Raw genomic sequence first — 24,764 nt, forward strand, 5'->3', positions numbered from 1 at the left:
CCGTGCGTCAGAGAATTTCGGCGAGCATACGCCGCACGCCTGCCTGCCAGGGCGGCAGGACCAGGCCGAAGGTGTCGCGCAGGCGCGCCGTGTCCAGCCGCGAATTCAGCGGGCGCTGCGCGGGCGTCGGAAAGGCCGAGGTGGGAATGGGTGCCACTTCCTGCACTTTCAAGGCCAGCTCCGGCCTGAGCGCGCGGGCGGTGTCGAACACGAAGCGCGCATAGCCGTTCCAACTGGTTTCACCTGCGGCGGCCAGGTGGAAGGTGCCGGTGCACGCTCGTTCGCGCAGCGCGTGGCGGATGGCGTGGGCGGTGACGTCGGCGATCAGGTCGGCGCCGGTGGGCGCGCCCCACTGGTCGTCGATCACGGTGAGGCGTTCGCGCTCCTGTCCCAGCCGCAGCATGGTGCGCGGGAAGTTGGCGCCGCGCGCGGCATAGACCCAGCTGGTGCGAAAGATCAGGTGCCGCGCCCCGCTGTCGCGCACCCGCGCCTCGCCATCGCGTTTGCTACGGCCATAAACGCTCAAGGGTGCCGTGGCCGCGTCCTCGCGCCAGGGCGCGGTGCCGCTGCCGTCGAACACGTAGTCGGTCGAGTAGTGCACCAGCAGCGCGCCCACGGTTTGGGCCGCATCGGCCAAAACGCCGGGGGCCTCAGCGTTGAGCGCGTGTGCCTGCTCGGGTTCGCTCTCGGCGCGGTCCACGGCGGTGTGCGCCGCGGCATTCACGATCACGTCGGGCTGCAGCCGCAACACGGTGTCGCGCAGGCGCTGCGGTTGGTCGAGGTCGCCGCAGCCGCCATCGGCCTCGGTGCTGTGCCGATCCAGCGCAACCAGCTCGCCCAGGGGCGCGAGGCTGCGCTGCAGCTCCCAGCCGACCTGACCGTTCTTGCCGAGCAACAGGATCTTCATGCGGTTGCCGTCGCCCCGTACTGCGTTTGCACCCACTGCCGGTACGCACCGCTTTGCACGTGCGCGACCCAGTCGGGGTGGTCCAGGTACCACTGCACCGTCTTGCGGATGCCGGTCTCGAAGGTCTCCGCCGGCTTCCAGCCCAGCTCGGCTTCGAGTTTGCGGGCGTCGATCGCGTAGCGGCGGTCGTGGCCCGGGCGGTCCTTCACGTGGGTGATCTGTGTGGCGTAGGACTGGCCGTCGGCGCGCGGACGCAGTTCGTCGAGCAGGGCGCAGACGGTGTGCACGATCTCGATGTTGGGTTTCTCGTTCCAGCCGCCCACGTTGTAGGTTTCGCCCAAGGCACCGCCCTCGAGCACGCGGCGGATCGCGCTGCAATGGTCTTTCACGTACAGCCAGTCGCGCACCTGCATGCCGTCGCCATACACCGGCAAGGCCTTGCCCGCGAGCGCGTTGACGATCATCAGCGGAATCAGCTTCTCGGGGAAATGGAACGGGCCGTAGTTGTTCGAGCAGTTGGTGGTGAGCACCGGCAGGCCGTGCGTGTGGTGCCAGGCGCGCACCAGGTGGTCGCTGGCCGCCTTGCTGGCGGAATAGGGGCTGTTGGGCTCGTAGGCGTGCGCTTCGGTGAAAGCGGGCGCATCGGGTGCCAGGCTGCCGTAGACCTCGTCGGTGCTCACGTGCAGGAAGCGGAACGCGGTTTTTTCGGTCTCGGGCAAGGCGCTCCAGTGGGTCCGCACCGCTTCGAGCAGGCGGAAGGTGCCGACCACGTTGGTCTGGATGAAGTCGTCCGCGCCCTGGATCGAGCGGTCCACGTGGCTCTCGGCCGCAAAGTGGAGCACCGCGCGCGGCCGGTGTTCGGCCAGCAGGTGGCTCACGAGCGCGCTGTCGCCGATGTCGCCCTGAACGAATACATGGCGCGCGTCGCCCTGCAGGCTGGCCAGGGTTTCCAGGTTGCCGGCGTAGGTGAGCTTGTCCAGGTTGACGACGGGCTCGTCGTGAAGCGCGAGCCAGTCGAGCACGAAGTTGGCGCCGATGAAACCGGCGCCACCAGTGATCAGAATCATGGGGTTCCCTCGGGGTTGGTCTTCAAACGCCGTCCCGGCGTCTGGCCACCCGCATTATCTGCGGTCTGCCCGGGGCGCCGGACAGACCGCCGTGAGCATTAGTGACCGTGTGAAACGGTCTCGCCGGCTTTGAGCTGGTACACCGTGCCGCAGTACGGGCACTTGGCCGAGCCGGTAGCGGCCACGTCCAGGTACACCTTGGGATGGCTGTTCCACAGCTTCATATCGGCCAGGGGGCTGGGACAGAACACGCCGCCTTGGTCGTTGAGGTCGGACGCCTTGAGTTCAACGGTCGCTTTGCTCATGGCCTTGCCCTCAGACCTTGGACAGCCAGGTCGCGTACTTCGGATTGCGGCCATTCACGATGTCGAAGAACGCGCTCTGGATCTTCTCGGTGATCGGGCCGCGGCTGCCCACGTAGCCCTCCTTGCCGAGCTCGATGCGGTCGAGCTCGCGGATCGGCGTGACTTCGGCGGCGGTACCGGTGAAGAAGGCCTCGTCGGCGATGTAGACCTCGTCGCGTGTGATGCGCTTCTGCACGATCTCCAGGCCCAGGTCCTTGGCGATGTGGAACACGGTGTTGCGCGTGATGCCGTTGAGCGCACCAGCGGAGAGGTCGGGCGTGTAGATCACGCCGTTCTTCACGACGAAGACGTTCTCGCCCGCGCCTTCGCTCACGAAGCCGCTGGCGTCCAGCAGCAGGGCTTCGTCGTAGCCGTCGTCCAGGGCCTCCATGTTGGCCAGGATGCTGTTGCTGTAGTTGCTCACCGCCTTGGCCTGCGTCATGGTGATGTTGACGTGGTGGCGGGTGTAGCTGCTGGTCTTGACGCGGATGCCGCGCTTCATGCCTTCTTCACCCAGGTAGGCGCCCCAGGCCCAGGCGGCGACCATGACGTGGATGCGGTTGCCCTTGGGGCTCACGCCCAGCTTCTCGTCGCCGATCCACACCAGCGGGCGGATGTAGCCGCTCTCCAGCTTGTTCTCGCGCACCACGGCCTTCTGGGCCTCGTTCACCTCGGCCTGGCTGAAGGGCATCTTCATGCGCAGGATCTTGGCGCTGTTGAACAGGCGCTCGGTGTGCTCCTCAAGGCGGAACACCGCCGTGCCGTCGACCGTGTTGTAGGCGCGCACGCCCTCGAAGGCGCCGCAGCCGTAGTGTAGGGTGTGGGACAGCACGTGGATCTTGGCGTCGCGCCAGTCCACCATCTGGCCGTCCATCCAGATCTTGCCGTCGCGGTCGGACATCGAGGGAACGATGGAGCTCATGGGGGTCCTTGGGGTTGTTCGTCGGAAAGGGGCGGTCCGGGCCGCCGAACCCGCGATTTTACGGCGTCGGCGCGCCGGGACCCGGAGCCGGTGCCGCGCCGTCGGACGGTGCCGCCGGGGCATCGGTGTCGGTGTCGGTGCTGGGGCGGTCCAGCTTCCAGCGGTGCAGCTTGCCGCCGTGGAATTCGGCGGTCACCGAGGAGTCGCCGTTGTCGCGCCAGCGATACACCTCGGGCTGGACGTTTTCTTCGGAGAGCCGTTCGCCCAGCGAGCGCGTCATCGCCATGACGTGCATCAGTGTGACGCCCGGCTTGAGCTTGGCGTTGAGCATCACGGCACTGTCCACATAGCCGATCGGGCGGTCGGACGCCCGTTTGAGCACGGTCATCACGCGGGTGAAGTGCAGCAGCAGCCACATCAGCAGGCCGCCGGCCACCGCCGCCATGCCCGGCCAGCCATAGGCGCGGTGGGCCATGTAGAGAAGACCGATGCCGGCCGCGAGGTAAAGAAGTCTCTGGAATTGCATGGGGTGATTGTCGTTGCAAGCCCATGCGAAGCCGTTGCGGCCAATACGGATGGGCGCGCAAGGGGTGCTTCAAGGGGTGCTTCAGGCCAGGCTGCGGGCCAGTTCCATCGCCTCTTCGATGCGGTCCACGCCGTGCACCGTCAGGCCTTCGAAGGCCTTGTCGTTCTTGCGCGGCAGGTTGGCCTTGGGGACCACGGCCACGCTGAAACCGAGCTTGGCCGCTTCCTTGAGCCGGTCCTGTCCGCGCGGCGCGGGCCGCACCTCACCAGCCAGGCCGACCTCGCCAAAGGCGAGAAAGCCCTTGGGCAGCGGCTTGCCGCGCAGGCTGGAGGTGATGGCCAGCATGACCGCCAAGTCGGCCGCCGGTTCGCTGATGCGCACGCCGCCCACCGCGTTGACGAACACGTCCTGGTCCATGCAGGCCACGCCGGCGTGGCGGTGCAGCACGGCCAGCAGCATGGCCAGGCGGTCGCGGTCCAGGCCCACGCTCAGGCGGCGCGGTGAGGGCCCGCCGCTGTCCACCAGCGCCTGGATTTCCACCAGCATGGGCCGCGTGCCTTCCAGCGTCACCATCACGCAACTGCCGGGTACCGGCTCCGAATGCTGGGAGAGGAAAATCGCGCTCGGGTTGCTCACGCCCTTGAGGCCTTTCTCGGTCATGGCGAACACGCCGATCTCGTTGACCGCGCCAAAGCGGTTCTTGATGGCGCGGATCAGGCGAAAGCTGCTGTGCGTGTCGCCCTCGAAGTACAGCACCGTGTCCACCATGTGCTCCAGCACGCGCGGGCCGGCCAGCGCGCCTTCCTTGGTCACATGGCCCACCAGCACGATGGCCGTGCCGCTGGCCTTGGCCGCGCGCGTGAGGTGCGCCGCGCATTCGCGCACCTGGGCCACCGAGCCCGGCGCGGAGGTGAGCTGCTCGGAGTACACGGTCTGGATCGAGTCGATCACGGCGATCGTGGGTTTCGTCGCGTCGAGGGTGGCGAGGATCTTCTCGAGCTGGATCTCGGCCAGCACGCTGACCTGAGAGCCGTCCAGCCCGAGCCGGCGCGAGCGCAAGGCCACCTGCGCGCCGCTTTCTTCGCCTGTCACATAAAGCGTTTTCAGGCCGGCGCGCTGCAGCGAATCCAGCGCCTGCAGCAGCAAGGTGGATTTGCCGATGCCCGGGTCGCCGCCGATCAACACCACGCCGCCTTCGACGATGCCGCCGCCGAGCACGCGGTCGAGCTCGTCGTGTCCGGTGGGCGTGCGCTGCACGTCGGTGGCTTCGATGTCGGCCAGCGTGGTCACTTCCGCCGTCTTGGCCAGGGCGGCAAACCGGTTTTTCGAGGGCGCGGCAGACTCCGCGACCGATTCGATCAGCGTGTTCCACGCATTGCAGTGCGGGCACTTGCCCAGCCACTTGGGGCTGCTGCCGCCGCACTCGCTGCAGATGTATTGGGTTTTGTCTTTGGCCATGGTGCCGGGCAATATAGTCGACGCCTCCATGCCACGTTCTTCCGACAACGCCGCCGCCCTGCAGGTGCTGCCGCCTTCCGCGCAGCCCTTGTCGCCCGCCGCGCGCGCCTACAACCTGCAGCTCGCCCGCATCGACAAGCTCAAGAGCCAGCTCGCCGAGCTGGAGGCGCTGGCGCAACGGCACCGCGCCGAGCGCCACGCGGCCTTGGAGCCGCTGCGCCGCCAGCTGGCGCGAGAGCGGCACCGGTTGGTGCTGGCGCTGGACGGGCATCTGCAGGGCAAGCTGCTCAGCCGCGTGCAGGCCGACACCGCGCGCACCGTGCTGTGCCGTCTGGCACGGACCCTGGCCGAAGCGGGCGATGACGCGATGCGCGACCTGCACGACCGCCACAGCCCGCGCACGCTGGCGCAAAGCCAGCAGGCCGAGGCGGACGCCTTGCGCGAGAAATGGACGGCGGTGCTGGGCGAGCCTCTGGAAGACGACGACCCCAGCTGGAGCGCCGAGCAACTGCTGCGCGCCGGCATGGCGCGCTGGCGCCGCGCGCAGGAAGAAGCGCAGGAGCGTCGGCGCGAAGCCGCGCAGGCCCGGCGCGCGCGCAAGAAGCCCGGTGCCGCGCAGTTGCAGGATCAGGCCGAGCGCCACGACGCCGACACCTTGCTGCGCCGCCTGTTCCGCCAGCTCGCCAGCGCCCTGCACCCGGACCGCGAAAGCGACCCGCAGGCGCGCCTGCGCAAGACCGCGCTCATGAGCGAGGCCAACGCCGCCTACGAAAAGCGCGACCTGGTGGCGCTGCTGCAGATCCAGGCCCGGGCCGAGCTGGCCGACCCGCAGGCGGTGCATGCGCTGTCGGACGAACGCCTGGCTTCGCTTACGCGGCTGCTCAAGGCCCAGGTGGCCGACCTGGAGCGCGAGCGCGCCGCGCGCCAGAACGCGCTGGCCGACGAATTCGAATTGCCCGACGGCATGTCACCCAACGCCAACAGCTTGCTGCAAGTGCGGATCGACCAGACCCGCGCGCTGGACGCCGCCGTGGCGCGGCTCGCCGATGACTTGGCCCAGGCCGCGGACCCGGCGCGCCTCAAGCGCTGGCTCAACGCGCTGCGCGATCAGTTCCGCGCAAACCCCTGAACCAGATCGCGCGTCAGCTCGGCCGCCGATACCTCGCGGCAGCCGCTGGCGTTCTGCCCCGACCACAGCGGTGAGAAGTCGCCGCTGCCCTTGGCTTCCCAGTGCGCGCGCAGCGGCGCCATGGCGGCGGTGGCCAGCGGAAAGGCCGGGGCCACCGGGTTCATCGGGCCGAGCTCGCGCATCACGCGGTTGACGATGCCGCGCGCCGGGCGGCCGGTGAAGAGGTGCGTGAGGGCTGTGTGGTGCGCCGCCTCGCTCTGCAGCGCCGCGCGGTGGATCGCGCTCGTGGTGGCCTCCGTGCAGCACAGGTAGGCGGTGCCCACCTGCACGCCCGAGGCGCCCAGCGCCAGCGCGGCCGCCACGCCGGTGGCATCGGCGATGCCGCCGGCCGCGATCACCGGCACATCCACCGCCGCCACGATCTGCGGCAGCAGCGCGAAGGTGCCGCTTTGCGTGGTGAGGTCGTCCGACAGGAACATGCCGCGGTGCCCGCCGGCCTCCAGGCCCTGGGCGATGATGGCGTCCGCCCCGAACGCTTCCAGCCAGCGCGCTTCCTCCACCGTGGTGGCCGACGACAGCACCACGCTGCCCCAGCTCTTCACACGGTCCAGCAGGTCCAGGTCGGGCAGGCCGAAATGGAAGCTCACGACCTTGGGTTTGAAGCGCTCCAGGATGTCGGCCGCTGCACGGTTGAAGGGCACGCGGCCCGCGCCGGGCGGCACGCTGTCGATGTCCAGCCCGGCCTCGTGGTAGTAGGCCTGCAGCCAGGCGCGCCAGGCCGCTTCGCGCGCCTCGTCCGGCTCGGGCGGCACGTGGCAGAAGAAATTGACGTTGAACGGCCGCGTGGTGCCGGCGGCCAGGGTTTCGAGTTCGCGCCCCAGCGCCTCGGGCGAGAGCATGGCGCAAGGCAGGGAGCCCAGCGCGCCCGCGTTGCTCACCGGCACCGCCAGCGCGGCACCCTGCACACCCGCCATGGGCGCCTGTATCAAGGGATGTTCGGTGCCCAGCAGGTCGGTGAGTGCGTTCATGCGCGCCATTCTCACCGCAGATCGCACCGGGTAAACCAGGAAAGTGTTTCCAAAAAATTCATTTAACATGTTAAATAAATGAGCGACGACACCCCCTTCATTCACCGCAACCTGCCGCGTCTGCTGCTCGAAGCCCGCGAGGCCGTGATGCTGCACACCCGACCCAGCCTGCGCGAGCATGGGCTGTCGGACCAGCAGTGGCGGGTGCTGCGCGTGCTGGGCGAACACGCGCACGTGCCCGGTGGTGTGGAAACCGGGCGCGTGGCGCGCGAAGCCTTCCTGCTGGGCCCCAGTCTCACCGGCGTGCTCACCCGCATGGAGCGCGACGGCCTGATCTCGCGCAGCCGTTGCGAGCAGGACGCGCGGCGCACCGTGGTGCGTGCGACGCCGGCGGGGTTGAAGCGGGTGAAAAGCCTGTCCAACACCATCGAGGCGCACTACGCCTGGATGGAGCAACGCCTGGGCAAGGACCGCCTGGCGCAGCTCTATGTCTTGCTCGACGAGGTGATCGCGCTGGAAGCGCCCGCTGGTGCCGACGACGAAGACGTCGACGAAGACATCGAGGAAGACCCTGCATGAACACAACGCCCTGGGTGCCCGTGGGCACCGTCTACGGCACGCTGCTCAATTTCCAGCGCGAGCTCGCGCTGTGGGCGCCGCGCATGAACGAGGCGCCCTACAAGGCCGCGCCCCAGGCGCCGGTGCTCTACGTGAAGACCGCCAACACCTTCACCCCGAACGGCCAGGCCATTGCCTTGCCTGCCGGGCCGGCGGTGCAGGTGGCGGCCTCGCTGGGGCTGGTAATGGGCGAGGACGGTGTGGTCGGCGCGGCCCTGTTCAACGACGTGGCCATCGCCCACGAGAGCTACTACCGGCCGCCGGTGAAGATGCGCTGCGTCGACGGCTTCCTGGGCGTGGGCCCCGCCTGCGTGCCACTGGTGCGGGTCGGCGGCATGGTCGGCCTGGCGGGCTTGCAGATGGAATTGCACATCAACGGCGTGCACCGGCAGACCACGTCGCTGGTCGAGATGGTGCGCGATGCGGCGACCCTGTTGGCCACGGTCAATGGGTTCATGGCGCTGCGCCCCGGTGACGTGCTCATGCTCGGCACCGATTGCCTGCCCGATGGCACCCGCCCTCTGGTGCATGCGGGCGACACAGTGGAGATTTCCGCCGCGGGGTTCGTGCCCGCGCGCCATGCTTTCGTGAAGGAGGAGGTCGCATGAAGCGCGCCCGCATCGCCTGGTCGGGCGCGGTCCACGACGCCATCGAGCGCGAGGGCCAACTCGAGCTGCTGACACCAGCGTTCGCCGGCCGCCGCCTGGCGTTCGAGGAGGTGGTGTGGCTGCCGCCGCTGCCACCGTTGTCGCCACAGCGCCCGCGCACCGTGTTGGCGCTGGGCCTGAACTACGCCGACCACGCCAAGGAACTCGCGTTCAAGGCGCCGGAGGAACCTCTGGTTTTCGTGAAAGGCGAGGCTTCGTTCATCGGCCACCGGGGCCTCACGCTGCGCCCGCCCAGCGTGGCGTTCATGCACTACGAATGCGAACTTGCGGTGGTCATCGGCCGCACGGCGCGCCGCGTGCACAAGGACGATGCGCTGAACTTCGTGGGCGGCTACACCGTGGCCAACGACTACGTCGTGCGCGACTACCTGGAAAACTGGTACCGCCCCAACCTGCGCGCGAAGAACCGCGATACCTGCACGCCCATCGGGCCGTGGCGGGTGGACGCCGCCGACGTGCCCGATCCCATGAACCTCGCACTGCAGACCACGGTCAACGGCAAGCTCACTCAGCAAGGCAGCACGCGCGACATGATCTTCGACGTGCCCACGCTCATCGAATACTTCAGCGCCTTCATGACCTTGCAGCCGGGCGACGTGATCCTCACCGGCACGCCCGACGGCGTGGTCGATTGCCAGCCGGGCGACGTGGTCGTCACGTCCATCGAAGGCATTGGCGATCTCGTCAACACCATCACCCAACACCCCTGAACCGCATGACCACCACGATCCAGCACCTCATCAACGGCCAGTCCGTCGCCGGTGGCCCCACCTTCGAGACCGTCAACCCTGCGACGCAGGAGGTGCTGGCCGAAGTGGTGGCCGGTGGCCAGGATGAAATCAATGCCGCCGTGCAGGCCGCGAAGGACGCGTTCCCCCAGTGGGCTGGCCGCCCCGCCACGGAGCGAGCGGCGATCATGCGCAAGCTCGGCGAGCTGATCACCCAACATGTGCCGGAGCTCTCGCGCACCGAGACGGATGACACCGGCCAGGTCATTGCCCAGACGGGCAAGCAGCTCGTGCCGCGCGCGGCCGACAACTTCCACTACTTCGCCGAGATGTGCACGCGGGTGGACGGCCACACCTATCCCACGCCCACGCACCTGAACTACACCTTGTTCCACCCCGTGGGTGTGTGCGCGCTCATCAGCCCGTGGAACGTGCCTTTCATGACGGCCACCTGGAAGACCGCGCCCTGCCTGGCGTTCGGCAACACGGCGGTATTGAAGATGAGCGAGCTCTCGCCCATGAGCGCCGCGCGCCTGGGCGAGCTGGCGCTGGCGGCCGGCGTTCCGCCGGGCGTGCTCAACATCGTGCACGGCTACGGCAAGGAGGCGGGCGAGCCTCTGTGCGCGCACCCGGACGTGCGTGCGATCTCGTTCACCGGTTCCACCGCCACGGGAAACCGCATTGCCAAGAGCGCGGGGCTCAAGAAGTTCAGCATGGAGCTGGGTGGAAAAAGTCCATTCGTGATCTTCGACGATGCCGACCTGGACCGTGCGCTCGACGCGGCCGTGTTCATGATTTTCAGCAACAACGGCGAGCGCTGCACGGCGGGCAGCCGCATCCTGGTGCAGCAGAACATCTACGCGGACTTCGTGCAGAAGTTCACCGAGCGCGCGAAGAAGATCGTCGTGGGCGATCCTCAAGACGAGAAGACCATCGTCGGCCCGATGATCAGCCCGGCACACCTGGCCAAGGTGCGCAGCTACATCGAGCTGGGTCCGAAGGAGGGGGCCACGATGTTGTGCGGCGGGCTGGACCGTCCGGGTTACGCGCCAGAGCTCCCAGGCCGCATGCAGAAGGGGAATTTCGTCTGGCCGACCGTCTTTGCCGACGTGGACAACCGAATGAAAATTGCCCAGGACGAGATCTTCGGGCCCGTCGCCTGCCTGATTCCTTTCAAGGATGAAGCCCACGCGATCGAGCTGGCCAACGACATCCAGTACGGCCTCTCCAGCTATGTGTGGACCGAGAACCTGGGCCGCGCACACCGGGTGGCGGCGGCGGTGGAGGCGGGCATGTGTTTCGTGAATTCGCAGAACGTGCGGGACCTGCGGCAGCCCTTTGGCGGCACCAAGGCCAGCGGTACTGGACGCGAGGGTGGCACCTGGAGCTATGAGGTGTTTCTGGAGCCCAAGAACGTAGCGGTGTCTCTGGGTTCGCACCACATTCCGCATTGGGGTGTTTGAAATGCTTTCACGCTCATGGGTTGACGGGATCGGATGGGCAGGGTGCTCTGCTCCGCGGGTGTCCCCCGGACCGGCTGCGCCGGTCCTCCTCCTTTACCCCGCTGCGCAGAACACCCTGCCCATCCGATCCGAAGCAGCGCGGACGGCCCACGGAGCGAGCGAAAACAAACACAGGGGAGAAGCATGGGCAAACTAGCACTGGTCGCCAAGATCACCCACGTTCCTTCGATGTACCTCAGCGAACTCGACGGACCCCGCAAAGGCACGAGGCAGGATGCCATCGACGGCCACCACGAGATCAGCCGCCGCTGCCGCGAACTCGGCGTCGACACCATCGTCGTGTTCGATACCCACTGGCTCGTCAACGCCAGCTACCACCTCAACTGCGCGCCCCACTTCAAAGGCACCTACACCAGCAACGAGTTGCCGCACTTCATCAGCAACATGCCGTTCGAGATTCCGGGCAACCCGGTGCTTGGCAAGCTGCTGGCCGAGGTGTGCAACCAGCACGGCGTGGAAACCCTGGCGCACGACGCCACCACCCTCGGTCCCGAGTACGGCACCCTCGTGCCCATGCGCTACATGAACGCCGACCGGCACTTCAAGGCCATTTCGGTCTCGGCCTTGTGCCAGGCGCACTACCTCAACGACAGCGCGCGCCTGGGCTGGGCCATGCGCAAAGCCGTCGAAGACCACTACGACGGCACCGTCGCCTTCTTCGCCAGCGGCTCGCTCAGCCACCGCTTCGCGCAGAACGGCCTCGCGCCCGACTACGCCTTCAAGATCTGGTCGCCCTTCCTCGAAACCCTGGACCGCCGCGTGGTGCAGATGTGGGAGCAGGGCGAGTGGAAAGCCTTCTGCGAGATGCTGCCCGAGTACGCCGCCAAGGGCCACGGCGAAGGCTTCATGCACGACACCGCCATGATGCTCGGCGCGCTCGGCTGGAGCGATTACGACGGCAAGGCCGAAGTGATCACACCGTACTTCGGCGCGTCCGGCACGGGCCAGATCAACGCCATCTTTCCGGTGACGCCCCAGAGCGGCGAGGCCATTCCCGCGGCGCAGGCCTCGGCGGCCAAGGGCTATCAGGCCGTCTCGCGTCTTTGAATTGCGCCTCTGAAGAAAAACCGACCATGCCGCACCTCGTCATCCTCTACACGCCCAACCTCGACCGCACCGCCAGCGAGGGCGGCACCGACATGGACGCGCTCTGCCGCACCTTGTGCGACGCCATGCTTGCCGTGCGCGACGAAGCCGACAAACAAGTGTTTCCCACCGGTGGCACGCGTGTGCTGGCCTATCCGGCGGCGCACAGCGCCGTGGGTGACGGTGGCGCGGCCGGCATCGCCGCCGGCCTGGGCGGCGAGTACGCCTTCGTTTACATGAACGTGCGCATGGCCAAGGGCCGCAGCACCGTGGTGCACCAACGCGTGGGCGAGGCGCTGCAGGCGGTGGTGAAAGCGCACTTCGCCACGCAGTTGGCCACGCGCCCGATCGGCATCACCGTGCAGGTGGACGAAGGACACGAGGTGTTCGACAGCAAGACCAGCTCCCTGCATCCGCTGTTCAACAAGGGCTGAAATGAAACACCCCCCTGCGCCGCTTCGCAGCTTCCCCCCTCTGTCGCGCGCCTTCGGCGCTTCGAGGGGGGACGGCATCTCGGGCCGGCGGAGCCGGACCCTTGATGCCTCTGGATGGAGGCACGTTCGCCGGAGAGAGGGCTTTGTCTCGGACCAACTGAGCCGGAGCAACTGACATGCTCGACGACGCCCTCATCCAGCAATTGGCTGCCGAGCTCGACCAGGCCGAGCGCAGCCGTGTGCCGCTCGAACACTTTTCCAAGCGCTTCCCTGGCATGACCATCGACGACGGCTACTGCGTCGGCCGTGCCTGGGTGGCATTGCAGCGCGCCGCCGGCAAGCAGGTGATCGGCCACAAGATCGGTCTCACCAGCCGCGCGATGCAACTCTCCAGCCAGATCGACGAGCCCGACTTCGGCACCCTGCTCGACAGCATGCGCTTCACCGCGCAGGCCGGCGAGGTGCTGCAGATTCCGGCCTCGCGATTCATGGCGCCGCGCGTCGAGGTGGAACTGGCCTTCGTGCTCCATGCGCCCTTGCAAGGAAAGGGCGTGACCGTGGACGACGTGCTCGCCGCCACCGCCTACGTCACGCCCGCCATTGAAATCATCGACGCGCGCATCGAGCAGTTCGACCGCCACACCAAGGCGATGCGCAAGGTCTTCGACACCATCAGCGACAACGCGGCCAACGCCGGCATCGTGGTGGGCGTTGGCGACCCGCGCTACCGCGCCGACCCGCGCACCACCGACCTGCCCTGGTGCGGCGCCATCCTGCGGCAGAACGGCGCGGTCGAGGAAACCGGCCTGGCCGCCGGCGTGCAAGGCCACCCCGCGATCGGCATCGCCTGGCTGGCGCACAAACTCGCGCCTTGGGGCGAGTCGCTCCAGCCCGGCCAGATCGTGTTGGCCGGCTCGTTCACGCGGCCTGTGGCCGCCAAAATGGGCGACCTGTTCGAGGCCGATTACGGCCCGCTCGGTTGCTTGAAGTTTCAGTTCGTTTGACCCCATCGTTCCATGCAAACCCCCACCAATCCTTTCAAACAGGCGCTGGCCGAGCGCCGCGCCCAGATCGGCCTTTGGCTCGGCCTGGCCAACGCCTACAGCGCCGAGATCTGCGCGGGCGCCGGCTTCGACTGGCTGCTCATCGACGGCGAGCACTCGCCCAACGGCCTGAGGGACGTGCTGGCGCAGGCGCAAACCATTGCCGCCTACCCGGCGTCGCACCCCATCGCGCGCGTGCCCGTGGGCGATGCGGCGCTGATCAAGCAGTACCTCGATCTGGGCCTGCAGACCCTGCTGGTGCCCATGGTCGACACGCCCGAGCAAGCGGCCCAGCTGGTGCGCGCTTGCCGCTACCCGCAGGCGGGGGATATCGAAGGACAAGGCGGCATCCGAGGCATGGGCGGTGCGCGCGCCTCGCGCTGGGGCCGCTATCCGAACTACGCGAAGGAAGCCAATGCCCAGGTCTGCCTGCTGGTGCAGGCCGAGTCGCGCGAAGCGCTGCGCAACCTGGACGCGATCGCCGCCACGCCGGGTGTCGATGGCGTGTTCATCGGCCCGACCGACCTGTCGGCCTCGCTCGGCCATATCGGCAATCCGGGCCACGCCGAGGTTCAGACTGCGATCGAAGACGCCATCGCGCGCATTCTGCGCGCAGGCAAGGCCCCTGGCATCCTCGCGACCGACGAAACGCTCGCGCGCCACTACCTCGCGCTCGGGGCGGTGTTCGTCGCCGTGGGGCTGGACACGCAGATCCTCGTGCGCCAGACCAGCGCGCTGGCCGCTCGCTTCAAGGCCGATGCCCCGGCCGCGCCCGCGCCGGCCAAGGGCGCGGTGTACTGAGCGCACACGCTCGAGCCCGAAGGAGACCGGCATGAACGCAGCCTTGCAACCGACCATCCTTACCCCGCCCGCCGGCATGCACCCGGACGAATGGGCCGCGCGCGTCGAACTCGCATCGTGCTACCGCGTGTTCGCGATGCTCGGCTGGACCGAGATGATCTACAACCACATCACGCTGCGCCTTCCGTCCAGCGTGTGCGGCAAGGACAAACAGTTCCTGATCAACCCCTTCGGCTTGCACTACAGCGAAGTCACAGCGCGCAACCTGGTGAAGATCAACCTGCAAGGCGAGGTGCTCGATGGCTCGTCGCACCCGGTGAACCCGGCCGGCTTCACCGTGCACGCCGCCATTCACGATGGCCTGCCCGGCGCGCACTGCGTCATGCACACCCACACCACCGCGGGAGTGGCCGTGGCCTGCCTGAAGGAGGGCTTGCAGCAGACCAACTTCTACACCGCGCAGTTGCACGGCATGGTCGCGTACCACGACTTCGAAGGCATCACCATCCATGCCGACGAGGCGCCACGTCTGCTCAAGAGCATCGGCGACAAGCCCGCCGTGATCCTGCGCAACCATGGCCTGCTGGCCTGGGGCGCGACCGTGCCGCAGACCTTCGTCATCCTCTGGACCTTGCAGCGCGCCTGCGAGATCCAGATGGCGACCTATTCCATGGGCGGCGTGCAGGCGGTCATTCCCGTGTCCGAAGCCATCGCCGCGAAATGCACGCGCGATGCGCTGCAATTCAACCCGAACCACGGCGCCGGTCGCGACGTGTTCGACGCCTTGGTGCGGCAGGTGAACCGCCTGGACCGCAGCTACCTGGAGTGACCCCTTGAGTTCGACCCTTGAATTTCCGCGCGTGGCCATCGTGGGCGCCGGCGCCATTGGCGGCTGGCTGGGCGTGCGGCTTGCGCAGGTGGGTTGCCGCGTGAGCGTGCTCGCGCGTGGCGATACCTTGGCCGCGCTGCAGCGCGATGGCCTGCAACTGCACCAGGACGGGCAATGCCACCAGGCACCGGTGCAGGCCGCCGCCGACGCGGCGGAGCTCGGCGCGCAAGACCTCGTCATCGTGGCTCTGAAGGCGCCCGCGCTGCCGGCGGTGGTGCCCGGCATGGCGCCGCTGCTCGGGTCGGACACGGTGGTGCTCACCGCCATGAACGGCGTGCCCTGGTGGTTCTTCAACGGCTTCGGTGGCGCGCACGCCGGCACGCCTTTGAAGACCGTCGATGCCGACGGTTCGATCGAGCGCGGCATCCCCGCTCGGCATGTCATCGGTGGTGTGGTGCACGCGAGCTGCTCGGTGGACGCGCCTGGCGTCGTGCGCCATCACTTCGGCAAAGGGCTCATCGTGGGCGAACCGTCCGGCGCATCTTCCGTGCGCGTGCAGGCGCTGGCCGCGCTGATGCAGCGCGCGGGGCTGGACGCCAGCGTCTCACCGCAGATTCAGAAAGACATCTGGTACAAGCTCTGGGGCAACATGACGGTGAACCCGGTGAGCGCGCTCACCGGTGCCACCAGCGACCGCATCCTGGACGACGAGCTGGTGCGCGGCTTCATCAGCCGCGTCATGCTCGAAGCCAAGGAGATCGGCGCGCGCATCGGCATCCCGATCGACCAGCAGCCCGAAGACCGGCATGCCGTCACGCGCAAGCTCGGCGCGTTCAAGACCTCGATGCTGCAGGACGTGCAAGCGCGCAAACCGGTGGAACTCGACGCGCTGGTGGCGGTGGTGCGCGAACTCGGCCAACTCACCGGTGTGCCGACGCCCTTCACCGATGCGCTGCTGGGCCTCTCGCGCCTGCAGGCGCAGGTGCTGGGCCTGTATCCCTCAGCCTGAGAGTGCCGGAAACAGCTTCACCAGTCCGGTGGCCATCACCTCGACCGACAGCGCGGCGAGGATCAACCCCATGAGCCGCGTCATCACGTTGATGCCGGTCTGGCCCAGCACGCGCGCGATCGGTTCGGCCAAGGTGAAACACAAGGCGGTAGCCAGCGCGACCACCACGCCATAGCCCACCAGCGCAGCGTGCTGGAAAAAGGTCTTGGCCTGGTCGGCATAGATCACCACCGTGGACATCGTGGCCGGACCCGTCAGCAAGGGAATCGTGAGCGGCACCACGGCGATGGAGGTGCGGGCCGAGGCCTCGTTCAAGTCCTGGTCGGCGGCCTTCGCCTCGGCTGGGCGCGCATTGAGCATGGCCAGCGAGGAGGTCAGCAGCAACATGCCGCCACCCACCTGAAAACTGGCCAGCGAGATGCTGAAGAACTCCAGGATCTGCAGGCCGATGATGGCGCAGGTGGCGATCACGGCGAAGGCGCTGAATGCCGACACCACCACCGTGCGCTGCCGCTGCTGCCGCGAAAACCCCTGCGTGTAGTGGATGAAGAACGGCACGATCGCCAAGGGGTTGACGATCGCCAGCAGGGTGATGAGCGGCTTGAAGTCCATGCTGGATTGTGGCTTACCGGCTCACCCCCCTGCGCCGCTGACGCGGCTTCCCCCCTCTCTGGCGCGCCTTTGGCGCTTGGAGGGGGGACGACACCTTGGGCCGGCGCAGCCGTCCTTTGGTGCCTCTGGATTCATGCACGCGCGCCGGGTGAGGGCCACGCCTGTGTTCAGCGCCCGCCGGACACGTCCATCAGGCTCATCGTGGTGTAGCTCGCCGCATCCGACAGCAGCCAGACAATCGCCTGCGCCACCTCGTCGGCAGTGCCGCCGCGTTGCATCGGCACCTGGTGCTTGAGGTCGTTCACGCGGTTGGGCAGGCCGCCGGAGGCGTGGATCTCGGTGTCAATCAGTCCGGGGCGCACGGCATTGACGCGAATACCCTCGCCGCCCACTTCGCGTGCCAAGCCGATGGTGAACGCGTCGATCGCGCCTTTGGCGGCCGCGTAGTCCACGTATTGACCTGCGGCCCCCAGGCGTGCTGCCGCGCTGGAGAGGTTCACGATGCTGCCGCCTTCGCCACCGTGTCGGGTGCTCATGCGGCGCACCGCTTCGCGTGCGCACAGCATCGAGCCGATCACGTTGACATCGAACATGCGGCGCCAGCGCGCCACGCCCATCTCGTCCACGCGCGCGGTCACGTCGACCACACCGGCGTTGTTCACCAAGCCGTGGAGGCGGCCGAGCTTGGCATCGATCTTCGCGAACATCGCCAGCACCTGGTCCTCCTGCGCCACGTCGGCCTGCACGCTAATGGCCGTGCCGCCGTCGGCGCGAATGGCGCGCACCACTTCGTCGGCCGCGAGCGAATTCGCGGTGTAGTTCACCGCCACCGCCCAACCCTGTTGCGCGGCCAGCCGCGCGGTGGCCGCGCCGATGCCGCGTCCGCCGCCCGTGACCAGAAGCACCTTGTCCATAACCCGTCTCCTGCAGAATGGGGCGGCATCGCGTACAACACGGGCTCGCCACCGGCGTGCCATTACAACAGCGTCAGGAGATCAATATGGGTCGCACAGTCGACTATTACTTCGTTCCGCAAAGCCCCTGGACCTACTTCGGGCATGAACGCTTCGCCGCCTTGCTGCGCGAGACCGGTACCCAGGTGCGCGTGCTGCCCATGGACCTGGGCCGCATTTTTCCGCTCTCTGGTGGCCTGCCGCTGCCCAAGCGCGCGCCGCAGCGCCAGGCGTACCGCCTGCTCGAACTGCGCCGCTTCAGCGAGGCGCTGGGCATCCCGCTGCACCCCGAGCCGCGCTTTTTTCCCGTGGCAGGCGACCCCGCCGCGCGGCTGATCACCGCCGTGGCAATGCATGACGGCGACGCCGCGGCGATGCGCCTGACGGGTGCCGTGTTGGCGGCGGTATGGGCGCAGCAGCGCGACATTGCCTCGCTGGAGGTGCTCGCACAGCTGCTGGACGAAACGGGCCTGGATGCGCAACGGCTGCAGCAGTCGCAACAAGCGGACGTGCAGGCGCGCTACGAGGCGCAGACGCAAGCGGCCATCGACCTTCAGGTGTTCGGTGCGCCGAGTTATGTCATCGATGGCGAATTGTTCTGGGGCCAGGACCGCCTCGATTTCGTGGCGCGCAAACTGCGCGCTTGAATTTCTTTTCCATCCCACAACAGGAGAACCACCATGGGTCAAACCATCGAACTCACGGCCGCCGACGGCTTCAAATTCCCCGCCTACGTGGCAACGCCTGCCGGCAAACCGCGCGGCGCGGTGGTCGTGCTGCAGGAGATCTTCGGCGTGAACTCGCACATCCGCTCCGTGGCCGATGGGTATGCCGCAGAGGGCTATCTCGCGGTCGCACCCGCCACCTTCCACCGCGTCAAGCAGGGCGTGGAGCTGGGCTACACGGAGGCCGACATGAAAGCCGGCATGGAACTCAAGGCGGCAGTGGAAAGCCTGCCGGCTCCTGGTGTGCTGCCCGACATCCAGGCCGCCATCGACCATGCCGCGCAAGCGGGCAAGGTCGGCATCGTCGGTTATTGCTGGGGCGGTCTGCTCACCTGGCGCTCAGCGTGCCTGCTCAAGGGCTTGTCGGCTGCCGCACCGTATTACGGCGGAGGCATGACCGCGGGCGACGAGCCCGCGCGCAAACCGACCGTGCCTGTGCTGGCGCACTTTGGCGAACAGGACCACTGGATTCCGCTCGACACCGTGGAGGCGTTCAAGAAAGCGCAACCCGGCGTGACCGTGCACGTCTACGACGCCAACCACGGTTTCAACTGCGACCAGCGCGGTTCGTACAACGAAGCCGCAGCCAAGCTGGCGCGCGAACGCACGCTGGCCTTCTTCGCGCAACACCTCGTGTGATGCGATGTGGCGCGCCGCTGCGTCGCTGGGGTTGCTGATCGCTGCCTGCACCGCCGCCGTGGCGGCGGACTACAGCGGCCCGCTGTTCGACGCCCATCTGCACTACAACAACGAAGCCTGTACCCACGACACGCCGGCACCGGGCTGCCCGCACCCGATGGCCGACGTGCTCGATCGCATGCAGCGCAACGGCGTGCGCGCCATCGTCGCCAATTCGCGGCCCAACGACGGCACCCGCGCGCTGGCCAGCGCGCGCGAGCAGACGCGAAAGGCCGGCGTGACGGTGGTGCCCTTCGTGCGCCTGTACCGAGACCGGGCCGACTACAACAACTGGTTCCGCGACCCGAGCATCGTGGACATGGTGAACGCCGAGCTCAAGCGCGGCACGCCCGCGGGCCCCTACCGTGGCCTGGGCGAATTCCACCTCTATGACAGCGCCAACGCCAACGGCCCCGTGGCCAGGCAGCTCATGGCCCTGGCCGAGCAGAAAGACCTGGCGATCCTCGCGCACGTGGACGACGTAGCGATCGACCTGCTGATGGCGAACACACCGTCCAAAGGACAGAAGTCGCTGCTGATCTGGGCGCACACCGGCATCGGCGGTACACCGGTCCAGCGCGTGGACGAACTCTTGGCCCGTTACCCGCGCCTGTACGGCGAACTCTCTTACCGACCGGGCCTGACCTGCGCCGATGGCCAGCTCTGCCCCGAATGGCGGGCCCTGCTGCTCAAGTACCCCGAGCGCTTCCTGATTGGCTCGGACACCTGGGTCAACCAGCGTTGGCTCTACTACGGCGATCTCATGAAGGGCTACCGCACCTGGCTGGGCGGCCTGCCGGCCGACGTGGCGAAGAAGATCGCCTGGGACAATGGCGCCTCGCTGTTTGGCCTGCCCAACCCCGCTCCCCGATGATCCAACTGCACTTCTACCCCAGCACCGCGGCCATGGTGCCGCACATCCTGCTCGAAGAACTGGGCGTGCCCTACGAGCGGGTGCGCATCGACCGCGAGAACGGCGCGCTGGATTCGCCGGCCTACCGCGCGCTCAACCCCAACGGCCTGATCCCGGTGCTGGTCGATGGCGACCTGGTGCTCTACGAAACAGCGGCCATCTGCCTGCACCTGTGCGACACACACCCGCAGGCCAGCCTGATGCCCGCGCTGGGCACGAAAGAGCGCGCGCACGCCTACAAGTGGCTCATGTGGCTGACCAACACCTTGCAGGCCACGCTCATCGTTTACTTCTACCCCCACCGCTGGGTGAACGAGCCGGGCAGCGCCGCGCAAGACGAAGTCAAGGCCGCGGCCAAGCGCCGCGTGGGCGCGCTCATTGCCCAGCTCGACGCCGAACTCGCGCGCCACGGTGGTCCCTGGTTCCTGGGCGAGGCCTACTCGCTGCTTGACGCCTACGTGTTCACGTTGTGCCGCTGGACGCGCCACTTTTCCCCCGATTCGCCGGTTCGCCCCGCCCGCGAATACCCGCACCTGGGGCCCTACCTGCAGCGCATGCTGGAGCGCCCCTCCCTGCAGCGCGTGATGGTCAACGAAGGCCTGAGCCCCGCGTACGTCTGAGCATTCAGCGTCCGGCGGAGGTGCGCACCAGATAGCGCTTGCGCCAGAACAAGATGCCCAGCACCACGGCGGTCAGTGCCATGGAGCCGATCGCCCACCAGAAGCCGGTCTGCTGGTGCAGCAGGGGAATGAACTGGAAGTTCATGCCGAAGATGCCCGCGATCAGGTTCAGCGGCAGAAAGATGGCCGTGAGTGCGGTGAGCGTGCGCATGATGTCGTTGGTGCGGTTGCTCTGCGCCGAGAAATGCATCTGCACGGCGGTCTCGGCGTTCTGCTCCAGCCGGCGCACGTGGTGCACCACCCGCTCGATGTGCTCCAGCACATCGCGAGAGCGCACCTTGAGCAGTTCCAATCCGCGTTGACCCCCATTGGTCTCGTTGGGCTCCCAGGTCGACAAGGACTCGATCCAGTCCTGGATCGCCGAGCGCTGGTCTTCGCAGATCTCGTCCAACTGGTGCAGGGAAATCCGCGCGTCCAGCAGCGAACTCCAGTTGCTGAAGCGACCCTTGGGCTGCAGCAGCTCGGATTGCCAGTGGTCCAGCTGGCGCGTGAGTTCGCGCCGCAACTCCAGGTAGCCATCCACCATCTGGTTGACGATGCGCAGCATCAGGTCGGCCGGGCCAGGCGGCAGGTGCACGCCGGTCACACGCGATGCCACCGCGGTCGAAGACAAGAGACGCGTGGCGTATTGGTCCAGCACCTGGCAGCCGGCCGGATGCACGGTGAGCAGCACCCTGTCAAATACCGCAAAGCCCACCGGACTGGTGTCGATGCGCCGCAGCACGGGCGGCCCGCTGCGCTTGATCGACTGCGTGAGCACCTCGCCTGGATGCGCCAGATCGGTTTCGCTCTGGCCTGCGGCGAGTCGACGGAACACCAGAATGTCGTATTTCGAGGTGTAGTCGTAATGCGACGGCAACTGGTTGTTGAGCAGGTCCGAGAGGTGCAGATCGACCAGCGTGGTGCCCGCCAGCGCCTGCAAGCTGGCTTGAATGCGCGCTTGCTCCAGCTCGAATTCGCGTCGCCCGCAGGCGATCCAGAGGTAGCTCTGCGCGGCCAGCGACGTCGGCAGGCTGTCGATTTCGCTGGCACCGGCGGGAGTGACGCGGAAGATGCGCATGGTGGAGGGCTCAGCCGCGCAACAGCCGGGCGGCGTCGCGTGCGAAGTAGGTCAGCACGCCATCGGCGCCAGCCCGCTTGAACGCCAGCAGGCTTTCCATCATCACGGCATCGTGGTCCAGCCAGCCGTTCAAGGCCGCCGCCTTGAGCATCGCGTACTCGCCGCTGACCTGGTAGGCAAACGTCGGCACCGCGAACTCGTCTTTCACGCGGCGCACGATGTCCAGATAAGGCATGCCCGGCTTGACCATCACCATGTCCGCGCCTTCGGCCAAATCCAGCGCCACTTCGCGCAAGGCCTCGTCGGTGTTGCCCGGGTCCATCTGGTAGACCTTCTTGTCGGCCTTTCCGAGGTTGGCCGCCGAGCCCACCGCATCGCGGAACGGGCCGTAGAAGGCACTCGCATACTTGGCGCTGTAGGCCATGATGCGCGTGTGGACCAGACCCCGTGCCTCGAGCGCGGTGCGGATGGCGCCCACGCGTCCGTCCATCATGTCGCTCGGCGCCACAATATCGACGCCCGATTCGGCCTGTGTGAGCGCCTGCTTCACTAGGATCTCCACGGTCGGATCGTTCAGGATGTAGTTGTGCTCATCGAGCACGCCGTCCTGGCCATGGCTGGTGTAAGGGTCGAGCGCCACATCGGTCATCACGCCGAGTTGCGGGAACCGTTGTTTGAGCTCGCGCACCACGCGCGGCACCAGACCATCGGGATTCAGAGCTTCCTGGCCATCGGGCGTCTTCAGCGATGCATCGATCACCGGGAACAAGGCCATCACGGGGATGCCCAGCGCCACGCAATCCTCCGCCACGGGCAACAACAGATCCAGGCTCAGGCGCTCCACACCCGGCATCGACGCCACCGCTTCGCGACGGCCCTGGCCTTCCTGGACGAACACGGGGTAGATCAGATCGCTCGCGTGAAGGCGGTGTTCGCGCACCAATTCGCGCGTAAAGGTGTCCCGGCGCAGGCGGCGGGGGCGGTTGGAGGGGAAGGGGGCAGGTGCATGCATGGGGCGTATTGTGGCAAACGCGGCCCTTCGGCATGTAGCAGATGAAAGCGCTGGCCAATCCAATAGCGCGGCGGCGCAAGAAAAATCAACAGAGGTTGTGCCAAAGTCAGAAGTAAGAAGAAAATACTGTTTGTTAATTCTTTTTACTCCACCCCCTTCTTTGTATGAACATGCCGACCACGAAAAAGCCTGCCCCGAACAGCGTTGCGAACACCCACTCCAAGGCCGATCAGGCTGAAGTGTGGTCATTGGACGATCACTGGCCCAAGTTGCTGTCGGGGCTCGCCGATCAAGTGACCGAAGGTGCCAATGCGCTGCAGAACACCATCGATCAGTTGCTGAACCGGGGAAGCATCAGCAAGCAGGAACACCGCGCGCTCAGCATTCCTACCGATCGCATCAAGCTCTCGGGCATCGGCGCGCAGCAGATCCAGCGCTTCTATTCGGGGCGCATTCGCCAGTCGCACGAGCGCATTTGCCTAGCCCAACTGGTCGAGGATGTGTTGCAGGACCGAAAAAAAGACCTCGTCATCCTGGGCATCGAACTGCGGCGCAAGCTCAAATCGGTGGAGGTTTTGGTGGATCCGACAGTGGCCCACACCTTCGTCAACGCCGTGATCGAGTGGGGGATTCCTTTTGGCAACCGCATCGACGTGCGTCTGGACCTCCATACCTGGCCGCAGTACGCCCGGCTGCAACTGCGCGCTTCAAACCGCGGCGCGCCGCCGTCCAGCAGCTCATCCATGGACAGTCTGAGCTGGATGTTGGTCCGGCAGGTGGCACAGGCGGCTGGTGGCATTGAAATCGAGCGCCAAACGACCGACGACGGTGTCAACTTCACCGCCATGTTCACCCGTACCGTGCAGGCGGTGGACGGCATCGCCGCTGTGGACTTCTCCGACAACCAATCGTCAATGTTCAAGACGCTCGCAGGTGTGTATGTGCTCACCATCTCGCCGGCATTGCAAATCCGGTCGGCTGTGCGCGATGCGCTGCGCGAAGTGGGTATTTCGTCCGATAGCGTGGTCGATTTTGCCCAGGCGCGCGAGGCCGTTTTGTCGCGCATGCCCAACCTCATCGTCTTCGACGCCGATGTCAAGGATGACGGGTTTGAAGAGTTCCGCCGCGAGTTGCTGCGTGACGTGTTCGAATTTCCCTTCGTCGAGATATCCCCGGACGACAGTTCGTTCGACATGTCCGGCTTCGGCGAGCTTTCAATCGCCAAGGTGGGACGCGGCAATATTCGCGAGTCCCTGGGCACGGCGGTGATGTTTGAGCTTGCCAAATCGACGTAATCGTTCGATCTACATCAAATGTCACAAATGATCAATGTCAGGATTGACAGGGTCACTTGGTTTTTGCCTATAACTGGTGTAACATTTCTTCCGAGTCTTCCGAAAGGTCGACTCCCCGCTTTTCCTCCCTGAGCGGGTGCCTTAGTGTGTGACAGCAAAAAGGCTTCCTAACCCGGCCCCAAAAGGCCGGGTTTTTTTTGCGCCTTCGAGACGCTGCGACGCCATGTGCTTGTGCCGGACTCGGGACTACACTGCCGCCATGCTCTGGGTCAAGTCCTTCCATATTGTGTTTGTGGCGAGTTGGTTTGCCGGCTTGTTTTACCTGCCTCGCATTTTTGTCAACCTTGCCATGGTGCCGCCGGAAAGTGTGGCCGAGCGCGAGCGGCTGCTGCTCATGGCGTGCAAGCTGCTGCGATTCACCACTGTTTTGGCGGTGCCGGCTTTGGGGCTGGGCCTGTTGCTTTGGTTGGGCTATGGCATCGGCCGTGGTCCCGGGCAGGGCTGGATGCATGCCAAGCTGCTGGTGGTGTTCCTGGTCTTGGGCTATCACCATGCGTGTGCCGCCATGCTGCGCCGTTTCGTGCGTGGTCATAACCCGCGCAGCCATGTTTGGTATCGCTGGTTCAACGAAGTGCCCGTGATACTGCTGGTGGCTGCTGTGCTCCTGGTGGTGGTCAAGCCCTTCTGACGTCTTGAAAACCCGTTCGTCCGCATGG

The 24,764-nt window shown here is 66.7% G+C and carries 28 protein-coding genes; 17 read left to right on the forward strand and 11 right to left on the reverse strand.

All coding sequences use genetic code 11. From position 1 onward, the window contains the following. Positions 1 to 7: 7 nt before the first annotated feature. From rfbD to radA, 6 genes are all read right to left on the reverse strand, one after another. Positions 8 to 907, reverse strand: a complete 900-nt coding sequence (rfbD, locus tag F9K07_RS02195; RefSeq protein WP_159588953.1) for a dTDP-4-dehydrorhamnose reductase — start codon at positions 905 to 907, stop codon at positions 8 to 10. Further along, positions 904 to 1,974 carry a dTDP-glucose 4,6-dehydratase gene (gene rfbB, locus F9K07_RS02200; protein WP_159588956.1) on the reverse strand — a complete coding sequence of 357 codons (1,071 nt, stop codon included), beginning with the start codon at positions 1,972 to 1,974 and terminating at the stop codon, positions 904 to 906. Before rfbB ends, rfbD begins: the two co-directional genes overlap by 4 nt. Before the next feature lie 98 nt (positions 1,975 to 2,072). Beyond that, complete coding sequence (locus tag F9K07_RS02205) at positions 2,073 to 2,279, reverse strand: zinc-finger domain-containing protein (RefSeq protein WP_159588958.1); 207 nt, start codon at positions 2,277 to 2,279, stop codon at positions 2,073 to 2,075. Positions 2,280 to 2,289: 10 nt separating this feature from the next. Beyond that, the gene (locus F9K07_RS02210; protein WP_159588960.1) at positions 2,290 to 3,240 is read right to left on the reverse strand and encodes a branched-chain amino acid transaminase; all 951 of its coding nucleotides are present in this window, start codon (positions 3,238 to 3,240) and stop codon (positions 2,290 to 2,292) included. Between the two features lie 58 nt (positions 3,241 to 3,298). Beyond that, complete coding sequence (locus tag F9K07_RS02215) at positions 3,299 to 3,766, reverse strand: glycerate kinase (protein ID WP_159588962.1); 468 nt, start codon at positions 3,764 to 3,766, stop codon at positions 3,299 to 3,301. Positions 3,767 to 3,847: 81 nt separating this feature from the next. Continuing rightward, positions 3,848 to 5,224, reverse strand: a complete 1,377-nt coding sequence (gene radA, locus F9K07_RS02220) for a DNA repair protein RadA (RefSeq protein WP_159588964.1) — start codon at positions 5,222 to 5,224, stop codon at positions 3,848 to 3,850. Between the two features lie 28 nt (positions 5,225 to 5,252). Between radA and F9K07_RS02225 the strand changes: the two genes are divergently transcribed. After that, entirely contained in the window at positions 5,253 to 6,353 is a 1,101-nt protein-coding gene (locus tag F9K07_RS02225) for a hypothetical protein (protein WP_159588966.1), read from the forward strand. On the opposite strand, the gene F9K07_RS02230 is transcribed toward F9K07_RS02225, so the two are convergent. Then, a complete protein-coding gene (locus tag F9K07_RS02230; RefSeq protein ID WP_159588968.1) occupies positions 6,332 to 7,381 on the reverse strand; it encodes an NAD(P)H-dependent flavin oxidoreductase in 1,050 nt (349 codons plus the stop codon). The two genes, F9K07_RS02225 and F9K07_RS02230, sit on opposite strands and share 22 nt — an antisense overlap. A 78-nt stretch (positions 7,382 to 7,459) precedes the next feature. Between F9K07_RS02230 and hpaR the strand changes: the two genes are divergently transcribed. From hpaR to F9K07_RS02280, 10 genes are all read left to right on the forward strand, one after another. Beyond that, the gene (gene hpaR / locus F9K07_RS02235) at positions 7,460 to 7,960 is read left to right on the forward strand and encodes a homoprotocatechuate degradation operon regulator HpaR (protein WP_159588970.1); all 501 of its coding nucleotides are present in this window, start codon (positions 7,460 to 7,462) and stop codon (positions 7,958 to 7,960) included. Then, positions 7,957 to 8,607, forward strand: coding sequence for a fumarylacetoacetate hydrolase family protein (locus F9K07_RS02240; protein WP_159588972.1), 651 nt, complete (start codon positions 7,957 to 7,959; stop codon positions 8,605 to 8,607). The genes hpaR and F9K07_RS02240 overlap by 4 nt, the downstream gene beginning before the upstream one ends. Beyond that, positions 8,604 to 9,377: a fumarylacetoacetate hydrolase family protein gene (locus tag F9K07_RS02245; RefSeq protein ID WP_159588974.1), complete on the forward strand. Its 774-nt coding sequence runs from the start codon at positions 8,604 to 8,606 to the stop codon at positions 9,375 to 9,377. The genes F9K07_RS02240 and F9K07_RS02245 overlap by 4 nt, the downstream gene beginning before the upstream one ends. Before the next feature lie 5 nt (positions 9,378 to 9,382). Continuing rightward, positions 9,383 to 10,858, forward strand: a complete 1,476-nt coding sequence (gene hpaE, locus F9K07_RS02250; protein ID WP_159588976.1) for a 5-carboxymethyl-2-hydroxymuconate semialdehyde dehydrogenase — start codon at positions 9,383 to 9,385, stop codon at positions 10,856 to 10,858. Between the two features lie 183 nt (positions 10,859 to 11,041). After that, complete coding sequence (gene hpaD / locus F9K07_RS02255) at positions 11,042 to 11,965, forward strand: 3,4-dihydroxyphenylacetate 2,3-dioxygenase (protein ID WP_159588978.1); 924 nt, start codon at positions 11,042 to 11,044, stop codon at positions 11,963 to 11,965. 26 nt (positions 11,966 to 11,991) lie between these two features. Beyond that, complete coding sequence (locus F9K07_RS02260) at positions 11,992 to 12,438, forward strand: 5-carboxymethyl-2-hydroxymuconate isomerase (protein ID WP_159588980.1); 447 nt, start codon at positions 11,992 to 11,994, stop codon at positions 12,436 to 12,438. Positions 12,439 to 12,614: 176 nt separating this feature from the next. Beyond that, entirely contained in the window at positions 12,615 to 13,442 is an 828-nt protein-coding gene (gene hpaH, locus F9K07_RS02265; RefSeq protein WP_159588982.1) for a 2-oxo-hept-4-ene-1,7-dioate hydratase, read from the forward strand. A 12-nt stretch (positions 13,443 to 13,454) separates the two neighbouring features. Next, complete coding sequence (locus tag F9K07_RS02270; protein ID WP_159588984.1) at positions 13,455 to 14,282, forward strand: aldolase/citrate lyase family protein; 828 nt, start codon at positions 13,455 to 13,457, stop codon at positions 14,280 to 14,282. A gap of 31 nt (positions 14,283 to 14,313) precedes the next feature. Beyond that, entirely contained in the window at positions 14,314 to 15,111 is a 798-nt protein-coding gene (locus F9K07_RS02275; protein WP_159588986.1) for a class II aldolase/adducin family protein, read from the forward strand. A 4-nt stretch (positions 15,112 to 15,115) separates the two neighbouring features. Continuing rightward, the gene (locus F9K07_RS02280; RefSeq protein WP_159588988.1) at positions 15,116 to 16,120 is read left to right on the forward strand and encodes a 2-dehydropantoate 2-reductase; all 1,005 of its coding nucleotides are present in this window, start codon (positions 15,116 to 15,118) and stop codon (positions 16,118 to 16,120) included. On the opposite strand, the gene F9K07_RS02285 is transcribed toward F9K07_RS02280, so the two are convergent. Then, positions 16,112 to 16,732: a MarC family protein gene (locus tag F9K07_RS02285; RefSeq protein ID WP_159588990.1), complete on the reverse strand. Its 621-nt coding sequence runs from the start codon at positions 16,730 to 16,732 to the stop codon at positions 16,112 to 16,114. The genes F9K07_RS02280 and F9K07_RS02285 overlap by 9 nt on opposite strands. A 167-nt stretch (positions 16,733 to 16,899) precedes the next feature. Continuing rightward, complete coding sequence (locus F9K07_RS02290; protein WP_159588992.1) at positions 16,900 to 17,646, reverse strand: SDR family oxidoreductase; 747 nt, start codon at positions 17,644 to 17,646, stop codon at positions 16,900 to 16,902. Positions 17,647 to 17,732: 86 nt separating this feature from the next. On the opposite strand from F9K07_RS02290, the gene F9K07_RS02295 reads away from it, so the two are divergent. Genes F9K07_RS02295 through F9K07_RS02310 form a run of 4 tightly spaced genes read left to right on the forward strand, consistent with a single transcriptional unit; the run spans position 17,733 to position 20,621 of the window. Beyond that, on the forward strand, positions 17,733 to 18,332 hold the full coding sequence (locus F9K07_RS02295; protein ID WP_159588994.1) for a 2-hydroxychromene-2-carboxylate isomerase: 600 nt from the start codon (positions 17,733 to 17,735) through the stop codon (positions 18,330 to 18,332). 33 nt (positions 18,333 to 18,365) lie between these two features. Next, complete coding sequence (locus tag F9K07_RS02300; protein WP_159588996.1) at positions 18,366 to 19,049, forward strand: dienelactone hydrolase family protein; 684 nt, start codon at positions 18,366 to 18,368, stop codon at positions 19,047 to 19,049. Positions 19,050 to 19,053: 4 nt separating this feature from the next. Further along, the gene (locus tag F9K07_RS02305) at positions 19,054 to 19,962 is read left to right on the forward strand and encodes an amidohydrolase family protein (RefSeq protein ID WP_159588998.1); all 909 of its coding nucleotides are present in this window, start codon (positions 19,054 to 19,056) and stop codon (positions 19,960 to 19,962) included. Continuing rightward, positions 19,959 to 20,621, forward strand: coding sequence for a glutathione S-transferase family protein (locus F9K07_RS02310; RefSeq protein WP_159589000.1), 663 nt, complete (start codon positions 19,959 to 19,961; stop codon positions 20,619 to 20,621). The genes F9K07_RS02305 and F9K07_RS02310 overlap by 4 nt, the downstream gene beginning before the upstream one ends. Positions 20,622 to 20,625: 4 nt before the next feature. Here F9K07_RS02310 and F9K07_RS02315 read toward each other — a convergent pair whose 3' ends face one another. Together F9K07_RS02315 and hemB are read right to left on the reverse strand one after the other, a co-directional pair. Continuing rightward, positions 20,626 to 21,741 carry a magnesium transporter CorA family protein gene (locus F9K07_RS02315; protein ID WP_159589002.1) on the reverse strand — a complete coding sequence of 372 codons (1,116 nt, stop codon included), beginning with the start codon at positions 21,739 to 21,741 and terminating at the stop codon, positions 20,626 to 20,628. Between the two features lie 10 nt (positions 21,742 to 21,751). Continuing rightward, positions 21,752 to 22,753 carry a porphobilinogen synthase gene (hemB, locus tag F9K07_RS02320; protein ID WP_159589004.1) on the reverse strand — a complete coding sequence of 334 codons (1,002 nt, stop codon included), beginning with the start codon at positions 22,751 to 22,753 and terminating at the stop codon, positions 21,752 to 21,754. 164 nt (positions 22,754 to 22,917) lie between these two features. Here hemB and F9K07_RS02325 point away from each other — a divergent pair, with 164 nt between their 5' ends. Both F9K07_RS02325 and F9K07_RS02330 read left to right on the forward strand, forming a co-directional pair. After that, positions 22,918 to 24,048, forward strand: coding sequence for a hypothetical protein (locus tag F9K07_RS02325; RefSeq protein ID WP_159589006.1), 1,131 nt, complete (start codon positions 22,918 to 22,920; stop codon positions 24,046 to 24,048). Positions 24,049 to 24,307: 259 nt separating this feature from the next. Next, a complete protein-coding gene (locus tag F9K07_RS02330) occupies positions 24,308 to 24,736 on the forward strand; it encodes a CopD family protein (protein WP_159589008.1) in 429 nt (142 codons plus the stop codon). Positions 24,737 to 24,764: the final 28 nt, after the last annotated feature.

Source organism: Hydrogenophaga sp. BPS33, from assembly GCF_009859475.1.
In the GTDB taxonomy this organism is placed as follows: domain Bacteria; phylum Pseudomonadota; class Gammaproteobacteria; order Burkholderiales; family Burkholderiaceae_C; genus Hydrogenophaga.

Bases quoted from the DNA above. Each gene is read 5' to 3' on its own strand.
- rfbD (WP_159588953.1), bottom strand. From the start codon at position 907: ATGAAGATCCTGTTGCTCGGCAAGAACGGTCAGGTCGGCTGGGAGCTG.
- rfbB (WP_159588956.1), bottom strand. From the start codon at position 1,974: ATGATTCTGATCACTGGTGGCGCCGGTTTCATCGGCGCCAACTTCGTG.
- F9K07_RS02205 (WP_159588958.1), bottom strand. From the start codon at position 2,279: ATGAGCAAAGCGACCGTTGAACTCAAGGCGTCCGACCTCAACGACCAA.
- F9K07_RS02210 (WP_159588960.1), bottom strand. From the start codon at position 3,240: ATGAGCTCCATCGTTCCCTCGATGTCCGACCGCGACGGCAAGATCTGG.
- F9K07_RS02215 (WP_159588962.1), bottom strand. From the start codon at position 3,766: ATGCAATTCCAGAGACTTCTTTACCTCGCGGCCGGCATCGGTCTTCTC.
- radA (WP_159588964.1), bottom strand. From the start codon at position 5,224: ATGGCCAAAGACAAAACCCAATACATCTGCAGCGAGTGCGGCGGCAGC.
- F9K07_RS02225 (WP_159588966.1), top strand. From the start codon at position 5,253: ATGCCACGTTCTTCCGACAACGCCGCCGCCCTGCAGGTGCTGCCGCCT.
- F9K07_RS02230 (WP_159588968.1), bottom strand. From the start codon at position 7,381: ATGAACGCACTCACCGACCTGCTGGGCACCGAACATCCCTTGATACAG.
- hpaR (WP_159588970.1), top strand. From the start codon at position 7,460: ATGAGCGACGACACCCCCTTCATTCACCGCAACCTGCCGCGTCTGCTG.
- F9K07_RS02240 (WP_159588972.1), top strand. From the start codon at position 7,957: ATGAACACAACGCCCTGGGTGCCCGTGGGCACCGTCTACGGCACGCTG.
- F9K07_RS02245 (WP_159588974.1), top strand. From the start codon at position 8,604: ATGAAGCGCGCCCGCATCGCCTGGTCGGGCGCGGTCCACGACGCCATC.
- hpaE (WP_159588976.1), top strand. From the start codon at position 9,383: ATGACCACCACGATCCAGCACCTCATCAACGGCCAGTCCGTCGCCGGT.
- hpaD (WP_159588978.1), top strand. From the start codon at position 11,042: ATGGGCAAACTAGCACTGGTCGCCAAGATCACCCACGTTCCTTCGATG.
- F9K07_RS02260 (WP_159588980.1), top strand. From the start codon at position 11,992: ATGCCGCACCTCGTCATCCTCTACACGCCCAACCTCGACCGCACCGCC.
- hpaH (WP_159588982.1), top strand. From the start codon at position 12,615: ATGCTCGACGACGCCCTCATCCAGCAATTGGCTGCCGAGCTCGACCAG.
- F9K07_RS02270 (WP_159588984.1), top strand. From the start codon at position 13,455: ATGCAAACCCCCACCAATCCTTTCAAACAGGCGCTGGCCGAGCGCCGC.
- F9K07_RS02275 (WP_159588986.1), top strand. From the start codon at position 14,314: ATGAACGCAGCCTTGCAACCGACCATCCTTACCCCGCCCGCCGGCATG.
- F9K07_RS02285 (WP_159588990.1), bottom strand. From the start codon at position 16,732: ATGGACTTCAAGCCGCTCATCACCCTGCTGGCGATCGTCAACCCCTTG.
- F9K07_RS02290 (WP_159588992.1), bottom strand. From the start codon at position 17,646: ATGGACAAGGTGCTTCTGGTCACGGGCGGCGGACGCGGCATCGGCGCG.
- F9K07_RS02295 (WP_159588994.1), top strand. From the start codon at position 17,733: ATGGGTCGCACAGTCGACTATTACTTCGTTCCGCAAAGCCCCTGGACC.
- F9K07_RS02300 (WP_159588996.1), top strand. From the start codon at position 18,366: ATGGGTCAAACCATCGAACTCACGGCCGCCGACGGCTTCAAATTCCCC.
- F9K07_RS02305 (WP_159588998.1), top strand. From the start codon at position 19,054: ATGTGGCGCGCCGCTGCGTCGCTGGGGTTGCTGATCGCTGCCTGCACC.
- F9K07_RS02310 (WP_159589000.1), top strand. From the start codon at position 19,959: ATGATCCAACTGCACTTCTACCCCAGCACCGCGGCCATGGTGCCGCAC.
- F9K07_RS02315 (WP_159589002.1), bottom strand. From the start codon at position 21,741: ATGCGCATCTTCCGCGTCACTCCCGCCGGTGCCAGCGAAATCGACAGC.
- hemB (WP_159589004.1), bottom strand. From the start codon at position 22,753: ATGCATGCACCTGCCCCCTTCCCCTCCAACCGCCCCCGCCGCCTGCGC.
- F9K07_RS02325 (WP_159589006.1), top strand. From the start codon at position 22,918: ATGAACATGCCGACCACGAAAAAGCCTGCCCCGAACAGCGTTGCGAAC.
- F9K07_RS02330 (WP_159589008.1), top strand. From the start codon at position 24,308: ATGCTCTGGGTCAAGTCCTTCCATATTGTGTTTGTGGCGAGTTGGTTT.